The sequence below is a fragment of the Salegentibacter sp. 24 genome, from assembly GCF_004362395.1.
Classification (GTDB): domain Bacteria; phylum Bacteroidota; class Bacteroidia; order Flavobacteriales; family Flavobacteriaceae; genus Salegentibacter.
Window position 1 is genome coordinate 145,956 of the sequence record NZ_SNWE01000005.1, and the last position, 15,682, is coordinate 161,637.

The window sequence follows — 15,682 nt, forward strand, 5'->3', positions numbered from 1 at the left end:
TCTCTATCATAAGGCGGTAGAAAACTCAGATTTTACAATGTTTCTCGGATTATAATCTTTTGCTATTTGGGCAATTGCCTTAATATGTTCCGGGGTTGTTCCGCAGCATCCACCCAGGATATTGACCAGACCTTTTTCTAAATATTCCTTGATTTGGCTTGCCATCTCTTCTGCATCCTGATCATACTCTCCGAATGCATTTGGTAAACCCGCGTTGGGATAAGCAGAAACACCGCAATCCGCATATCGGTTCAAAACTTCCAGGTGCGGAGTTAGCTGTTTAGCACCCAGGGCACAATTGAAACCAACACTCAACAAAGAGATGTGTGATACTGAAATTAGAAAAGCTTCAGCTGTCTGCCCTGATAAGGTACGTCCGGAAGCATCGGTAATAGTTCCACTTACCATAATGGGTATATCAATTTGCAGTTCTTCTTTAAGTTCTTCGATGGCAAAAAGTGCTGCTTTAGCGTTTAATGTATCAAAAACGGTTTCTACTAAGAGGATATCTACTCCTCCCTTTATTAAAGCTTTAGCCTGTTGTTTATAAGCGATTCGTAGTTCTTCAAAAGAAATTGCACGAAAGCCAGGGTCGTTAACATCCGGGCTCATACTCGCGGTTTTATTGGTTGGCCCCATAGCACCTGCCACAAAACGTGGTTTATTTGGGTTTTCCTTTGTTAATTCTAAAGCGACTTCCTTGGCAATCCTGGCAGACTCATAATTGAGTTCATCCACAAGTTCTTCCATCTTATAATCGGCCATAGCAATAGTGGTTGCAGAAAATGTATTTGTTTCTACAATATCAGCACCAGCTTCAAAATATTTTCGGTGAATTGTGGCTATTGCCTCGGGCTGGGTAATAGACAGCAGGTCATTATTTCCCTGCAGGGAAACCGGCCAATCCGAAAAACGGGTTCCACGAAAATCTTCCTCAGAAAATTTGTATTCCTGAAGCATAGTGCCCATAGCACCATCCAGAATGAGTATACTTTTTTGAAGTTGTTCTTCTAATCTTGACATATAATTTTATGTGAAATCACTATCAAAAAAAGAAGCGGGAAAGAATTCTTTCTTGTTATCTATCTGCACCAAAAAAGAGCAGTAGAACGTAGCACCTTCTCCCATTACAGGAGGGTTGCCAAGGTTTCAACGGGTCTATTCCCTCAACCTTTCTTGATAACGATGTTATAAACAATGAACTTGAACTAGCAAATATACAGCACAAGCTTTTAAACACAAGGCCTTACACTCATTTTTATGAAAAATGTATTTAAAAAGCATTTCAGAATTATATTATCAAAGAAAACAGCAGAACTCTGCCTAAAAATTAAAAAATATTCTATGACAAGTTTTTGTTTTCACATCTTTTTAAATATCATAAAGTAGCATTACCAAATTTCTTTGATCTTATGGTATTAGCATTACCCAATTTAGTTAGAAATTCCTGGAGCTCTTCTTTCTTTTGTTTATTCTCCAGAACGATTTCATAATCATACTTTTCACCTGATAGGGTGGTAAAAAAGATATGGTTTTTATTCCAGAGTAAGCTGAATTTCCAGAAACTGGCATATCCTCTATAGTTCAAACCAATTTCCCTGAGTTCGGGAATTGAAAAAACCTTTTCGGAATCTGCCAAGTCAATTTTTAGAATCGTTTTATCGATCTTTAGTACACCAAGATCTTTAGGTCTAATAAAGGACTGACTTAATGCTCCCAATAGGCCAATTATAAAAGCCAGGCTTCCCGAAATCCTTAGCCAGGTCTCTTTTACCTCAAAAAAAGATATTACAGAAGAACCAGCAAGCAAAAGCACCAGGAAAACACCTCGTAAAAATACAGAAGGATCCCAGGTTTTTACTACTCTTGTTTCGAAAGAGGTCATTAATTAATCAACTCACCATTTAAAGTTATGGCATAATTTATTTCTGCAGCTTTTTCCAACATTTTAGAAACCGAGCAATATTTTTCCATCGATAGTTCAACAGCACGTTTTGCTTTTGCAGCAGGCAAATCTCCTTTTAATAAAAACCTCAGTTGAATTTTTTTAAAAACATTGGGCACTGCCCCCTCTTCCCTTATACCTTCTACCTCTACCTGAAGATCATCCAACTCCAGGTGTTGCTTTTTTAGGATCATTACAATATCAATACTACTGCACCCGGCAATAGCTCTTAGTAATAAATCCATAGGACTGGCTCCCTTGGGCTGGGCATCGGTTTTATTGTCTAAATGAACAATGTCTCCACGTTCATTTACCGTTTCAAAATGGTAATCTTTATTGAGTCGTTTAAGGTTGACTTTCATAGGAAATCGTTTTATACAAATTTAACTAAAGCAAAGTAAAAAACCTCACGGTTTTTAAAAACTCGTGAGGTTTGATTTTTTAATGCTTGCACTTCTAAAAACAAGTATGCCTGCAATAATCATTTAAATAGGTCTAAACCCCAATACTCTGCACCACTTCTTTTTTGGCTTCTTTTTTACTACCATCAAATCCTGTTACACCGCCCACTGTAGTATATTTAAGCACGTATTTCTTATCGGGAAAAATTCGCTGGTAAGCACTTTGGCACATAATCGCGGCCTCGTGGAAACCGGAAAGGATCAATTTCAATTTTCCTTTATAGGTATTGACATCTCCGATAGCATAAACTCCGGGAATATTTGTTTGATAATCGTAAGAATTATCAACTTTAATTGCGTTTTTCTCTATTTCCAGTCCCCAGCTTCCTATTGGCCCCAGTTTAGGAGACAACCCGAAAAGCGGTATAAAATCGTCTACATCCTTAAATTCCTCTCCACGTGCTTCATCTTTATGTCTGATGACCACTTGCTCAAGTTGATCTTCACCTCTCAGGCCTACAACTTCAGCATTGGTTATCATTTCAATTTTACCCAGTTTAGCCAATTCTGAAACCCTTTCTACAGAATCCAGAGCGCCACGGAACTCCGCCCTACGATGAACCAATGCAACTTCGGCAGCGACATCGGCCAGATAAATGGCCCAGTCTAAAGCCGAATCACCACCCCCGGCGATCACCACTTTTCTATCACGATATACCTCAGGATCTTTAATAAAATAAGAAACCCCTTTATCTTCAAAATCGGCAATATTAGCAATCGGGGGCTTTCTTGGTTCAAAAGAACCCAGTCCACCGGCAATTGCCACTACCGGAGCATGATGTTTTGTTCCTTTATTGGTGGTCACTATAAAAGTACCATCATCGAGTTTTTCTAAAGTTTCGGCACGTTCGCCCAAGGTAAACCCGGGTTCAAAAGGTTTTATTTGCTCCATTAAATTTCCCACCAGATCTCCCGCTAAAATTTCAGGAAATGCTGGAATATCATAAATTGGTTTTTTAGGATATATTTCAGAGCATTGTCCTCCGGGTTGCGGCAGTGCATCTATTAAATGCGTTTTTAACTTTAGTAAACCCGCCTCAAAAACGGTAAACAATCCGGTTGGTCCGGCCCCAATTATCAGGATATCTGTTTTAATCATCACTCTTGTTTTTAACTTTTAAAGATTCGGTTATAGAATTCATTTGTGATACTTTAGCTTCAAAATCGCCTTTTATAGTGCTTCTGTATTCATTCAGGTTTTCCACCATTTGGTTTATGTTTTCAGGAATTACTTCCTCAAAAAACTGACGCAGACGCTTGGCAGCGGTAGGTGATTTCCCATTAGTGGAAATCGCTATTTTCACATGGCCCTTGTTTACAATTCCACCCATATAGAAATCACAGAGTTCCGGGGTATCGGCAATATTGGCCAGTAAGTATCGCTTTTTCGCATGTTTGTATACGCGTTTGTTCAATTTCTCATCATTGGTGGCCGCAATTACAAAATGCCTATTTTTAAGATATTTTCTTTTATACCTGCCTTTGGTTAATTTTGCCCCATGTTTTTTTGCCAATTCTTCTGTTTCAGGCAAAAACCATTTAGCCACTACTTCTACCCTGGCATTCGGGCTTGATTTAAATAGAAAATGCAATTTTTCGTGTCCTACACTTCCTCCGCCAACCACCAGAATATTGAGTTTATTGACTTTTAAAAATACTGGGTATAATTCGTTTCTTTCTTCCATAAAATTGCTCTCTATGCCTGGATGGAGTAATTAATATATTCACTCTTTTCACTTACATTTTCGAAAACAGCCTGCAGTTTTCCGCTTTCCCTAACCACTTCGCCAATTACGATAATGGCGGGGGCGGTTAATTGTTTTTCAGCAACTACTTTCTCAATACTTTTAATGGTTCCAAAACCAGTTTGCTCATTTGTGGTTGTGCCATTTTGGATAATTCCTACGGGAATATTTTCCTTTCCATAGTGACTAAAAATGTCTACAATTTCGGCAAGTTTCGACATCCCCATCAAGATCACTACTGTTGCAGTTGACTGCGCTGCCAGGCGAACATCATCAGAAAGTTTCTTTTGCGTTGTTGTCCCGGTGATCACCCAAAAACTCTCAGAAGTTCCACGTTGGGTAAGGGGAATACCAACATTTGCAGGCACCGCTACGGAAGATGTTATTCCTGAAACCACAGCTGTTTCCAAACCTTTGCTTTTTGCGTAATTAATTTCTTCAGACCCCCTGCCGAAAATAAAAGGATCGCCGCCTTTCAAGCGTACCACGTGTCCTCTTTCAAAGGCATATTTTACGATCAGCTGGTTGATTTGCTCCTGTGAATAACGGTGCTTATCCTTGCGTTTACCGACAAAAATATGCTCGGCCTGAGGACAATATTTTAAGAGGTCCCGGTTTATAAGTGCATCAAATAGCACAACTTTAGCATCCTTTAATGCATTTATGGCCTTTATTGTAATCAATTCGGGATCTCCAGGACCTGCTCCGACTACGCTTAATTTTGGTGAATTATACATTTTGTACCTCCTTTGTTCTAAATGCATCTACCCTTTTTAAGAACAAATGCGCATCCTCTAAATAATCATTAGCAAAAGCCTCTGTTGGCTCATGCCTATCCATTTGATAAACGAATTCTTTAAAAGAAGTCGATAATTCAATTTTACCGGTTTCTACGAACAATTCGTCAAACTGCGAGATGATACCGGCCTGGGTATTGGTTTTCACATCCTCTGCCAGCAGCATTGCCTTAGCAGAATTCACAATGGAGGTATAGGAATGATAAATACTATCCGCCCACGCCTTTCTCCCTAGCGCGCTTTTCGCATTGTCTATTTTTTCTTCGCTTTCAAATAAGAGGGTAGCGATAAGGTCGATCACCACACCGGCACATTCGCCAACTCCAACTGCTTTTATATAAGGTTCTTCATGACCCCAATCTATATACTCGTTTTCTGTTAGGCTTGAAGTATCAGCCAGGTCCTTTAATAAATCGTAGAAATAGGTTTTCCCCTGGCGATCGTAATATTCAGCAAACCTCTCTTTGGAATTCGCATTGGCCTGAAAATCATTCAGTAACAATCGCAAAGCTTGCGGACCTCGTTTACTTGGCACTTTCACTACTTTATCAGCAAAACGACCCTGGCCATTACCAATGGTTCCTCCCCCAAGTAAAACCTGAAGAGCCGGGGCTACGGTTTTCCCGACTTTTACAGACATACCCTGGAAACCTATCTCAGCCATATTATGCTGACCACAAGCATTCATACAACCACTTATTTTTATGGTAATATCTTTTCCGTTTATAAACTGCGGGTATTCTTCTTTTAATACATCCTCCAGCACATCGGCAATACCGGTACTGCTGGCAATTCCAAGGTTACAGGTATCGGTACCCGGACAGGCCGTAATATCTACAGTTTTATCATAACCGGTTTCCGCATAGCCCAGCTTTTTCAACTCGGAATAGAAAAATGGCAGCAATTCTTCTCTAACATGACGTACTAAAATATCCTGTCTTAAACTTAGCCTAATCTCATTTCCTGCATACTTTTTAACTAAATCGGCAAGTTTCCTTGCACCCCCAGTATAAAAATCCCCTAACGGAACTCGAATTCCAATTGCGAACAATCCTTCCTGTTTCTGTGGGATAACATTGGTGCTTTTCCAGATTTCAAAAACTTTCTGGTCTTCAATTTTTACAGTGGGCACCTCCACTTTTTGCAGTGGTGGTGTTACTTCGAATTTTTCAATTTTAAATGCAGGATGATTTTTAGATAGTGCTGTGTTTTGCTTGGCTACCAAATCCATAAAAGCTTCCTTTCCAATATCTTTTACGAGAAATTTCATCCTGGCTTTTAGCCTTTTAGCACGTTCGCCATAACGATCAAAAACTCGTAAAACACCTTCTATTAAGGGAAGTAGTTCTTCAGCGGGAAGAAAATCATAAAGTTCATCCGCATGTCTAGGCTGTGAGCCGAGACCGCCACCTAACATAACTTTAAATCCACGTTTTCCTTCTTTCAGTTTAGCGATAAAGCCAAGATCATGAATATAACTTAATGCTGTATCTTCATCGGAAGAAGAAAAGGAAATCTTAAATTTTCTTCCCATTTCCTGGCAAATCGGATTCCGAAGAAAAAATTCGAAAGTTCCCTGTGCATAAGGGGAAACATCAAAAGGTTCATTTGTATCAATTCCCGCGGTTGGGGAAGCGGTCACGTTTCTCACCGTGTTGCCGCATGCTTCACGTAAGGTAATATCATCTTTCTCCAATTGTGCCCACAGCTCCGGTGTTCTATCTAAACTTACGTGGTGAATCTGTATATCCTGACGTGTAGTAATATGTAAACGTCCCTTGGAATATTCATCAGAAACATCAGCTATTCTATGCAGCTGTTCTGATGTTACTTTTCCAAATGGCAGTTTTATTCGAACCATTTGTACGCCAGCCTGTCTTTGCCCATACACACCACGAGCTAAACGAAGGCTTCGAAATTTCTCTTCATCGGCTTTCCCTTCACGAAATAACCTGATTTTCTTTTCCAGATCCAGGATATCCTTCTCTACAACTGGGTTTTCTATTTCGGTTCTAAAACTTTGCATTACTGATATTTTTTAAATTTAAACCTGAACTACAGGTATTTAATAAGATAGGCCCTTTCAAATTTTCACTTAAAAGACCTTATATAATTTTTATAAAAGATACTTTTAGAAGCAGCAGATACGCATAATCCAACGGCACATACTTGTATATTTTTACTCTTTTCTCATTTTATTAATCAAGCGTGTAGACCACATTCCCGGTTTTCCAGAACTTTTGTGGGATCAAAGTATTTAAATTCATTTGGCAAGTGATTTTGCTCTAAATACGCATCGAGTTTTTCATCGCTCCAGTGGTAGAAGGGACTTACTTTCAAGACGCCATCTTTACTGTAGCTCAAAATATCTATACTATCCCTGAAGCTGGTCTGTCCCTTTCTAAGGTTGGTAAACCAAACATCTGGATTTTGCTGGCGCATAGCTCGCAAGAAAGGTTCCAGTTTAACCTGTCTGGTGAACTCTTCGTGCTGTGGGTTATTGATATCAGGAATTCCGCCAAAAAGTGCATCGCGATAGGCGGCAGTTTGTTTTGGGGTATAAAGCTTTACATTAAGTGACAACTGATCAATCACCTGTTTTGCGTGTTTATAGGTTTGCGGAGTATTATAACCGGTATCGCACCAAATCACCTTTATTACGGGATCTATTTCTGAAACCGCGTGTAAAATCGCTGCTTCATAAGGTCTGAAATTAGTCGTGATTACCGGCCTCGCGGCGTTAGAAACCACCCATTGCACGATCTCAGCCGGCGTTATTCCCTTGAACTGCTGGTTGAGGATTTTTAATTCTTTTTCGCTGTACCGTTTCATCTTTTATAAATTTTCTGGTCGTTTCTGAGTTAATTATGCTCTATTTAAAATGCTATGCAATCAGTTTTTGTTTTATTGCTTTCCGAAACTTATTAAATTCCATATGCGTTCGTGTGCAAAATAAAGGATCATTTTAGTTACTAATTCTACCGAACCTATAGCCAGGGCGGTTTCAATTTTTCCAGTTAAAACCCAGGAAATAAGAATCGTATCTAGGGTTCCCACAATTCTCCAGCTAACCGTTTTTAAAATGCTTCTTAAAGGCTTTTCCGAAGTACTGTCCTTTTTATAATTGCTCTTAGATTTCACTTGATCCAGTATCATTCTGCTTCTTATTTAAATTCTAATACCCTATCGGGTTAGTAGGTTATAAAACAAAAGTAACTTTGTTTTTTTAACAGGCCAATTTTTAATGGCCTAAATTTCAGTATTTAACATTTGATTTCTAATTCTTATTTCTTAGCAGAAATATCGGCTAATGTATTATCGCCCAGTACCTTTAGCGTACTATCCCTAACCTGAATCATCAAACTATGGACAGAACAGGCTTCTTCACTAGGACAATCGCCACATTTTTCGTAATAATTAAGGCTTACACAAGGTACCATGGCAATGGGCCCCTCTAAAACCCTAATTACTGCAGTCATTTTGATAGCTTCGGGTTCTTTGATTAAATAATAACCACCGCCTTTACCTTTTTTAGAACCCAAAAAGCCCGATTTTCGTAGTTCCAGAAGAATGCTTTCAAGGAACTTCTGGGAAATATTCTCACTTTTTGATATCTCAGAAGTCTGAACTGGCCTTTTATCTCCTTTTTTCGCAATAAATGCCAGCGCTTTAATTCCGTATTTTGTCTTTTTTGAAAGCATATTGCGAATATACTTAAATATTGACTTTTTAGCATTTATAATTGAATTCTCTAAGGAAAAATTAAAAAGCCCGGAATTTGCTGAAATTACCATAACTAAATTGAGTTTAAAGCTTGTTTTAAATCTTCTATCACATCATCCACATGCTCTAATCCTACTGATACCCTTACCAGCCCCGGTTTTATTCCTGCCTCTAACCTGTCTTCTTCACTTAACTTACTATGGGTGGTAGATGCCGGATGCGTAACAATACTCCTTGTATCTCCAAGGTTTGCAGATCTTGAACAGAGCTTTATTGCATCTATAAATTTTCTTCCAGCAGCAATCCCACCTCTGATTTCAAATGCCACTATATTACCTCCTTTTTTCATTTGTTTTTTTGCAATATCATACTGTGGATGCGACTTTAAAAAAGGATATTTTACATTTTCGGCATTGACCTCAGTCTCTAAAAATTCTGCTACTTTTTCTGCATTTTCACAATGCTTATCCAAACGAACGGAAAGCGTTTCCAGGCTTTTGGAGAGCACCCAGGCATTAAACGGTGACAAAGCCGGCCCAGTATTCCTTGAGAACAGGTAGATTTCCCTGATTAAATCAGCGTTTCCAACTGTTACACCGCCCAGAACGCGGCCTTGTCCGTCTATTAATTTTGTCGCCGAATGAATCACTAAATGTGCACCGAATTTGATAGGATTCTGCAACCAGGGAGTTGCAAAACAATTATCTATTATTAGAATAAGGTTGTGCTTTCTCGCAAGTTTTCCCAGCACTTCTAAATCTAAAATATCTACCCCGGGATTGGTAGGGGTTTCAGCGAAGATAATTTTGGTTTCCGGTTTTATTAAACTTTCAATTTTATCAACTTCATCCACATTAAAATAGGAATGTGAAATATTCCACTTCGGAAAATACTTGGTAAATAAACTATGTGTAGATCCAAAAACCGATCTTGCCGAGATTATATGATCACCACTATTCAACAGTGCAGCAAGGCTTGAAAATACGGCACTCATTCCTGTTGCGAATGCAAACCCAGCCTGTGCACCTTCCATTTTTGCTATTTTCTCAGTAAACTCTGAGGTATTTGGATTTGTAAATCGGCTGTAAATATTGCGTTCTTTTTCTTCAGAAAATGAAGCTCGCATATCTTCGGCATCATCAAAAACATAACTGGACGTAAGATAGAGCGGCGTGGAATGCTCCTGGTATTGCGTTCGTTCGTTTTGTGTTCTAATGGCTTCGGTTTCAAAATGCATAATTGTTGGTTTTGGTAGATTTTTAATTTAGTCTTTGCGATAGCTTTAGCACATCACTTGCTACGCCCCGGGCGGTTACCGCGGCACCCGCACCGGCTCCTTGAATAACAAGCGGTTGATCGCCGTAGGATTCTGTGTAAATCTCAAAAATATTATCTGCACCCTTAATCTGACCCAGGGCGGTATTTTTAGGTTCGGAAATAAGCTTTGCCTCCAGGTTAGCACTACTTACTTCGATTTCTCCAATGTACCTTAGCACATGGTCTTTCTTCTGCTTATTTTTATGTTGAAAAAATATTTCATCCAGCTCTCCTATTCTACGGTTAAATTCTTCTGATGTAGTTTTGCCATTTAGTTTTTCAGGTATTAAAGATTGAATCTTAACTTCCTGAAATTCCTTTTCCAACTCTAGTTCACGTGCCAGAATTAATAACTTTCTACCTACATCATTTCCCGAAAGGTCCTCCCGGGCATCGGGTTCTGTATACCCTAGCTTTCCTGCTTTCCGCAGCACATCTGAAAACTTCTCCTTATTCTCAGAAAATGTATTGAATATAAAACTCAGTGATCCGGAGAAGACCCCTCTAATTTTTGTGACTTTTTCCCCTGCCTGATGCAAGCCCTGTACGGTTTGGACTATTGGTAACCCGGCACCCACATTAGTTTCATAGTGAAAATATTTTCCGTGATAATCTAATTCTTTGCGCAATTTGTTATAAAAATCCGCCGAAAGTGTATTGGCTACTTTATTTGCCGCTACCAGGTTAAAACCGTTTTGAATGAGGCGAATATAAAGCGCTACAAAATTCTTGCTGGCCGTGGCATCTATTGCGATAAGATGTTCCAGGCCATACTCCTTAGTAAAATCAAGAATATCTTCAAGTTGGTATTTTTTTCCAGATTTCTTGAACTCTTTTTGCCAGTTTTCGGAAATTCCTGCTGGATTAAAGAGTACCTTTCTAGAATTGGCAATAACCGGAATACTAACCGACACTCCTGAATGTTTTTCCCATAGTGCTTTTGCACCAAGTAATTGTTGGATTAATGTACTGCCTACATTACCGATTCCAAATAAAATGATGTTCACTTTCTTCATCTAGTTATATTTTAACTCCAGGATCGGAAATTTGAAAAAGATCTATCTTCATTGGCCTGCTTATTAAAAATTTCTGTCTCCAGCTTTTGGTTTTCATTTTTATCAAGGTTGATCTTAAACACAGGGTTTAAAAATCTGGACAACTGGGCAGCTTCAATTAAAAACGCATCGTGTCCGTGAATTGATCTAATTTCGTGAATAGTCACATTATGCTTCACCAAGGATAAGTTTACATAGGTATCCCAGTTTTCGTCAGCAAGAAAAAACCAATCAGAATTTACCGTTACAATATGTATATTCCCTTCTATTTTCTTTGCAGCTTCCAGGTAATTTCCGCTACCCCTGCTAATGTCTATAGTGGTCAACAAATGGTTCATTAACTTATAAGAAGCCAGTTGAAAACGTTCTTCCAGTTTATCGCCGTGATATTGCAACCAGCCTTCTACTTTATAACAAGGCTTTATTTCTTCTTTAGTCCTGTTAAATTTCTTGCTTAGCGACTGTGGGGTACGATAAAATGTCATCGCGTGCATTCTCGCATCCTTTACTGGTGCATTGGAATTATTCAGGATTTGTTCCTGTACTTTACAATTTGCCAAGACCCAATCTGTGGCTTTAAAATCGGTAGCTATAGGAATTATGTTCTGCGCCAATCCCGGCTTTAAAGCAGCCAGTTCCCAGGCCAAAGCTCCCCCAATAGAACCGCCGATTACAGCAAACAGTTTCTCGATTTTTAATCGCTCAAGAGCCAAAGCCTGAATTCTGGCAATATCCCGAAGCGTAAATTCTTTATAATTTTCAATTAAATGTTCCTTTTTTCCATTGAAGCCATTTCCCGGAATATTAAATGCCAGAATACTAAATCTATTGGTATCTATACATTTTTGAGGCCCAACAATTTTATTCCACCAACCGAGCTTTCCAGTTATCTGGGAGTTACCCGTGAGCGCATGGTTTATTAAAACCACTGGTGCGGTTTCCGAATTTTGCCCAAATTGCTGAAAACTCACATAGATATCCTGCAGTGTTCCAGCAGAATTTTCAAAATCTTTTAAACAAAGTTCCTGAAGCATTTTTTTCCTTTTTTGATTTAGAAAGAGCAAAAGGAAAAAGACTTAACCTGGCTGCTTTTTCCCTTGCCTTTCCACCAACAATAAATTATACCAGCGCTTTACTATTAATTTTGGCAAAAGCTTCCTTTAAATCTGTTTTTAAATCATCCAAAGCTTCTAAACCTACCGAAAGACGAATAAGATCCTGAGTAACTCCCGCAGTAGCCTGTTGTTTTTCGTCCAGTTGCTGATGTGTAGTGCTTGCAGGATGAATGATTAAAGATTTTGTATCCCCAATATTGGCAACCAGCGAAAACAACTTAGTTTCATCAGCCACAACTTTAGCTGATTCGAAGCCGCCTTCCACTCCAAAAGTTACCACGCCACTTTGCCCTTTGGGCAGGTACTCTTTGGCAAGTTTATTATACTTGCTACTTTCCAGGCCGGGATAATTCACCCATTTTACTTCTTTTTGTTGCTCTAGCCATTTGGCCAGTTCCAGCGCATTTTCACTATGCTGTTTTATTCTTATTTCCAGCGTTTCCAAACCTTGTAATATCTGAAATGCATTATATGGACTTAAAGCTGCACCGTGATCACGGAGACCCTCGATTCTAACTTTAGCAATAAAAGCCGCTTCCTTTAAAGCCTCGTGATAAACAAGTCCGTGGTAACCTGGTGATGGTTCTGTGAATTCAGGAAATTTTCCATTTGCCCAGTTAAAATTTCCAGCATCGATAATCGCCCCTCCCAGGGAAGTTCCGTTTCCGCTAATGTATTTGGTCAGCGATTCTATGACAATATCGGCACCGTGATCAATAGGTTTTAATAAAGAAGGCGTTGCTACCGTATTATCCACTATAAATGGCACTTTAAGAGCATTCGCTTCTGCTGAAATCGCTTTAAGATCCAAAACATCCAATTTGGGATTCCCAAGTGATTCTACAAAAATCGCACGGGTATTGTCTTTGGCTGCTTTTTTAAAATTCTCAGGATTCTCTGGATCCACAAAAGTGGTGGTAATCCCAAACCTAGGTAATGTAACGCTCAAAAGATTGTAAGTCCCACCATACAAACTGCTGGAAGCTACGATATGATCACCGGATTTCAACAGGGTTAATAGAGTGGTATTAATCGCAGCAGTTCCTGATGCGGTAACAACCGCGGCGATTCCACCTTCTAATGCTGCCAGGCGTTGTTCCAGAATATCATTAGTAGGATTATTCAATCGGGTATATATGTAACCGGGTTCTGCAAGGGAGAAAAGATTGGCCGCATGATCTGAATTATTAAAAACATAAGAAGTTGTTTGGTAAATAGGTACCGCCCTTGTTCCTCCATTAATTTTAGTATCGTGACCAGCGTGTAATGCGTTTGTTGAAAATTTTTGAGTACTCATAATTTCTATTTTTTAAAGTGTTGCTTCAAACTGAGAAGCTTTATTTTTTTTGAATTTCTTTTTTTCGAAAATATTTTGATAAGTAAAAAAAAGTCCCCTTAAGCAGCTATTACCAAGGGGACCTTTAAATTGAACTCTAAACAAACTAAGTTACATTCGGTTTTGGCAATAGCATTTCATGTGTCGCATACACATACACATCATCATATTTTTTATTGCCTTAAAATTTTTCATCTTTTAATTTTTATTTTTTCCCTCAAAACCAGAAATTCAATTTTATTTTTTTCTCCGGCTTAAGCTTGAATTTCGGTCTTGGTGACTATCATTATCTTTTAAATAAAAAAAACCGCTGCGATTGGCAGCGGCTTTTTGCAATTTATCTTATTCAGAATTAAGCAATGGAGCGCGCTGCGGAAGTTCTCCACATCATCATACGCATCATATTGCAAATTATCTGGTACATTTCTTTCTTTTGCTTGCCACAAAGATAAGGGCAGAACTTTTTAATATCCAAACCTAAACTTCATTTTTACGGAAAAAAAAATATTAACCGTTTAAAATAAATAATTAAAAAATAAAATGCTTTAAAACTGATTATAATTCATTTTAATATGTCTTATTGGTTAATTAACTCTATTCCAGACTTGTAAAATAGAACATCCTCCTTTTCTGTTTACAGTTTCTTTCTAAAATTTTTCAGCATCAGGAAAAAGAAAGTTAAATAAAATTGGAATTTGGGTAATTTTTATACATTTGTAGACGAATTAAAAAAGGGAAGGATTTGACTGATTGCAACCCTTTTATACTTTTTATAAGTGTAAGAAAAATGCTAAAGCAGTATCACTACTCCCTTAGCTTTCTGTCAAATTCAACCCGTATTTTTAAAAAACTAATTTTAAAATATGGCTTATTTATTTACTTCAGAAAGTGTTTCTGAAGGACATCCCGATAAAATCGCCGATCAGATTAGCGATACTTTACTAGATAATTTCCTGGCATTTGATGAAAACTCTAAAGTAGCTTGTGAAACTTTAGTCACAACCGGCCAGGTGGTTCTTGCCGGCGAGGTTCGAAGCGACACCTATCTAGACGTGCAAAATATCGCCCGTGAAGTGATCAATGACATTGGTTATACTAAAGGGGCTTACAAATTTAGCGGGGACTCCTGTGGGGTTATTTCTTTAATTCATGAGCAATCTCAGGAGATTTACCAGGGTGTGGATCGCGGCAATAAGGAAGAGCAGGGCGCCGGAGATCAGGGAATGATGTTTGGCTATGCTACCAATGAAACTGAAAATTATATGCCCCTAGCTTTGGATATTTCGCATAAGATTCTAATTGAACTTGCTAAATTAAGACGTGAAGGGAAAGATATTCCTTATTTACGACCCGATTCTAAAAGTCAGGTTACCATTGAATACAGCGACGAAAATGTTCCGCAGAAAATTGTAGCTATTGTAGTCTCTACTCAGCATGACGATTTCGATGAGAACGATGACCAAATGCTGAAAAAAATTAAAAAAGACATTCTTGAAATCCTTATTCCGCGAGTAAAAAAACAATTGCCCAGCTATGTTCAGGAATTATTTAATGACCAGATCACCTATCATATAAATCCTACCGGAAAATTTGTAATTGGAGGACCGCACGGCGATGCCGGATTAACCGGACGAAAAATAATCGTAGATACTTACGGTGGTAAAGGCGCTCATGGAGGAGGTGCATTTTCAGGGAAGGATCCTAGTAAAGTGGACCGTTCGGCAGCATATGCTTCTCGCCATGTTGCAAAAAATCTAGTTGCTGCTGGCCTGGCAGATGAAGTTTTGGTGCAGGTTTCCTATGCCATCGGTGTAGTTGAACCCACTTCGATATCAGTAGAGACCTATGGAACTTCTAAGGTAGATATGAAAGATGGGGAAATAGCAAAAAAAGTAGCTGAAATATTCGATATGCGCCCCTGGGCCATTGAAAACCGTTTGAAACTTAGAAATCCTATTTATCGAGAAACTGCAGCATACGGACATATGGGTAAAGAACCAAGAACCGTTACGAAAATATATAAAAGCCCGTATTCAGGAGAAATAAAAAAAGAAGTTGAACTCTTTACCTGGGAAAAACTTGATTATGTGGATAAGGTGAAAGAAGCCTTTAAACTTTGAGTTTTTTATCATAATTACTTTAAATACCGCTGAAAATCAGCGGTATTTTTTTTGACGTTTTCTTCGGA

Annotated in this window: 15 protein-coding genes and 1 riboswitch; of the genes, 1 reads left to right on the forward strand and 14 read right to left on the reverse strand. The window is 38.6% G+C overall.

Annotated features, from left to right (window positions below):
- Positions 1-6: 6 nt before the first annotated feature.
- The 14 genes from DET49_RS05025 to DET49_RS05090 form a co-directional block, all read right to left on the reverse strand.
- Complete coding sequence (locus DET49_RS05025; RefSeq protein WP_133547001.1) at positions 7-1,023, reverse strand: homocysteine S-methyltransferase family protein; 1,017 nt, start codon at positions 1,021-1,023, stop codon at positions 7-9.
- Between the two features lie 52 nt (positions 1,024-1,075).
- Positions 1,076-1,186: riboswitch (SAM riboswitch) on the reverse strand.
- 192 nt (positions 1,187-1,378) lie between these two features.
- Entirely contained in the window at positions 1,379-1,885 is a 507-nt protein-coding gene (locus DET49_RS05030) for a hypothetical protein (RefSeq protein WP_133547002.1), read from the reverse strand.
- Positions 1,885-2,307 carry an OsmC family protein gene (locus DET49_RS05035; RefSeq protein ID WP_133547003.1) on the reverse strand — a complete coding sequence of 141 codons (423 nt, stop codon included), beginning with the start codon at positions 2,305-2,307 and terminating at the stop codon, positions 1,885-1,887. The genes DET49_RS05030 and DET49_RS05035 overlap by 1 nt, the downstream gene beginning before the upstream one ends.
- A 133-nt stretch (positions 2,308-2,440) precedes the next feature.
- A complete protein-coding gene (locus tag DET49_RS05040; protein WP_133547004.1) occupies positions 2,441-3,505 on the reverse strand; it encodes an NAD(P)/FAD-dependent oxidoreductase in 1,065 nt (354 codons plus the stop codon).
- Positions 3,498-4,091, reverse strand: coding sequence for a bifunctional precorrin-2 dehydrogenase/sirohydrochlorin ferrochelatase (locus tag DET49_RS05045; protein ID WP_133547005.1), 594 nt, complete (start codon positions 4,089-4,091; stop codon positions 3,498-3,500). Before DET49_RS05045 ends, DET49_RS05040 begins: the two co-directional genes overlap by 8 nt.
- An 11-nt stretch (positions 4,092-4,102) precedes the next feature.
- Positions 4,103-4,915 (reverse strand): uroporphyrinogen-III C-methyltransferase, encoded by an 813-nt coding sequence (gene cobA / locus DET49_RS05050; protein ID WP_243729529.1) that lies wholly within the window; start codon positions 4,913-4,915, stop codon positions 4,103-4,105.
- A complete protein-coding gene (locus DET49_RS05055; protein WP_133547006.1) occupies positions 4,881-6,974 on the reverse strand; it encodes a HEPN domain-containing protein in 2,094 nt (697 codons plus the stop codon). Before DET49_RS05055 ends, cobA begins: the two co-directional genes overlap by 35 nt.
- A 176-nt stretch (positions 6,975-7,150) precedes the next feature.
- The gene (locus tag DET49_RS05060; protein ID WP_133547007.1) at positions 7,151-7,780 is read right to left on the reverse strand and encodes a phosphoadenosine phosphosulfate reductase family protein; all 630 of its coding nucleotides are present in this window, start codon (positions 7,778-7,780) and stop codon (positions 7,151-7,153) included.
- Between the two features lie 72 nt (positions 7,781-7,852).
- Positions 7,853-8,104, reverse strand: a complete 252-nt coding sequence (locus tag DET49_RS05065; protein WP_133547008.1) for a DUF2061 domain-containing protein — start codon at positions 8,102-8,104, stop codon at positions 7,853-7,855.
- 128 nt (positions 8,105-8,232) lie between these two features.
- Positions 8,233-8,649, reverse strand: coding sequence for an RrF2 family transcriptional regulator (locus tag DET49_RS05070; protein ID WP_133547075.1), 417 nt, complete (start codon positions 8,647-8,649; stop codon positions 8,233-8,235).
- A gap of 95 nt (positions 8,650-8,744) precedes the next feature.
- Positions 8,745-9,908, reverse strand: a complete 1,164-nt coding sequence (locus tag DET49_RS05075; RefSeq protein ID WP_133547009.1) for a trans-sulfuration enzyme family protein — start codon at positions 9,906-9,908, stop codon at positions 8,745-8,747.
- 22 nt (positions 9,909-9,930) lie between these two features.
- Positions 9,931-11,004, reverse strand: a complete 1,074-nt coding sequence (locus DET49_RS05080) for an aspartate kinase (protein WP_133547010.1) — start codon at positions 11,002-11,004, stop codon at positions 9,931-9,933.
- An 11-nt stretch (positions 11,005-11,015) separates the two neighbouring features.
- A complete protein-coding gene (locus DET49_RS05085) occupies positions 11,016-12,077 on the reverse strand; it encodes an alpha/beta fold hydrolase (protein WP_133547011.1) in 1,062 nt (353 codons plus the stop codon).
- Positions 12,078-12,162: 85 nt separating this feature from the next.
- Positions 12,163-13,455, reverse strand: coding sequence for an O-acetylhomoserine aminocarboxypropyltransferase/cysteine synthase family protein (locus tag DET49_RS05090; protein ID WP_133547012.1), 1,293 nt, complete (start codon positions 13,453-13,455; stop codon positions 12,163-12,165).
- Between the two features lie 902 nt (positions 13,456-14,357).
- Between DET49_RS05090 and metK the strand changes: the two genes are divergently transcribed.
- The gene (gene metK / locus DET49_RS05095; RefSeq protein ID WP_133547013.1) at positions 14,358-15,614 is read left to right on the forward strand and encodes a methionine adenosyltransferase; all 1,257 of its coding nucleotides are present in this window, start codon (positions 14,358-14,360) and stop codon (positions 15,612-15,614) included.
- The last annotated feature ends 68 nt before the right edge of the window (positions 15,615-15,682 follow it).

Coding starts and splice junctions, on each gene's coding strand:
- DET49_RS05025 (WP_133547001.1), bottom strand. CDS start 1,023: ATGTCAAGATTAGAAGAACAACTTCAAAAAAGTATACTCATTCTGGAT.
- DET49_RS05030 (WP_133547002.1), bottom strand. CDS start 1,885: ATGACCTCTTTCGAAACAAGAGTAGTAAAAACCTGGGATCCTTCTGTA.
- DET49_RS05035 (WP_133547003.1), bottom strand. CDS start 2,307: ATGAAAGTCAACCTTAAACGACTCAATAAAGATTACCATTTTGAAACG.
- DET49_RS05040 (WP_133547004.1), bottom strand. CDS start 3,505: ATGATTAAAACAGATATCCTGATAATTGGGGCCGGACCAACCGGATTG.
- DET49_RS05045 (WP_133547005.1), bottom strand. CDS start 4,091: ATGGAAGAAAGAAACGAATTATACCCAGTATTTTTAAAAGTCAATAAA.
- cobA (WP_243729529.1), bottom strand. CDS start 4,915: ATGCATTTAGAACAAAGGAGGTACAAAATGTATAATTCACCAAAATTA.
- DET49_RS05055 (WP_133547006.1), bottom strand. CDS start 6,974: ATGCAAAGTTTTAGAACCGAAATAGAAAACCCAGTTGTAGAGAAGGAT.
- DET49_RS05060 (WP_133547007.1), bottom strand. CDS start 7,780: ATGAAACGGTACAGCGAAAAAGAATTAAAAATCCTCAACCAGCAGTTC.
- DET49_RS05065 (WP_133547008.1), bottom strand. CDS start 8,104: ATGATACTGGATCAAGTGAAATCTAAGAGCAATTATAAAAAGGACAGT.
- DET49_RS05070 (WP_133547075.1), bottom strand. CDS start 8,649: ATGCTTTCAAAAAAGACAAAATACGGAATTAAAGCGCTGGCATTTATT.
- DET49_RS05075 (WP_133547009.1), bottom strand. CDS start 9,908: ATGCATTTTGAAACCGAAGCCATTAGAACACAAAACGAACGAACGCAA.
- DET49_RS05080 (WP_133547010.1), bottom strand. CDS start 11,004: ATGAAGAAAGTGAACATCATTTTATTTGGAATCGGTAATGTAGGCAGT.
- DET49_RS05085 (WP_133547011.1), bottom strand. CDS start 12,077: ATGCTTCAGGAACTTTGTTTAAAAGATTTTGAAAATTCTGCTGGAACA.
- DET49_RS05090 (WP_133547012.1), bottom strand. CDS start 13,455: ATGAGTACTCAAAAATTTTCAACAAACGCATTACACGCTGGTCACGAT.
- metK (WP_133547013.1), top strand. CDS start 14,358: ATGGCTTATTTATTTACTTCAGAAAGTGTTTCTGAAGGACATCCCGAT.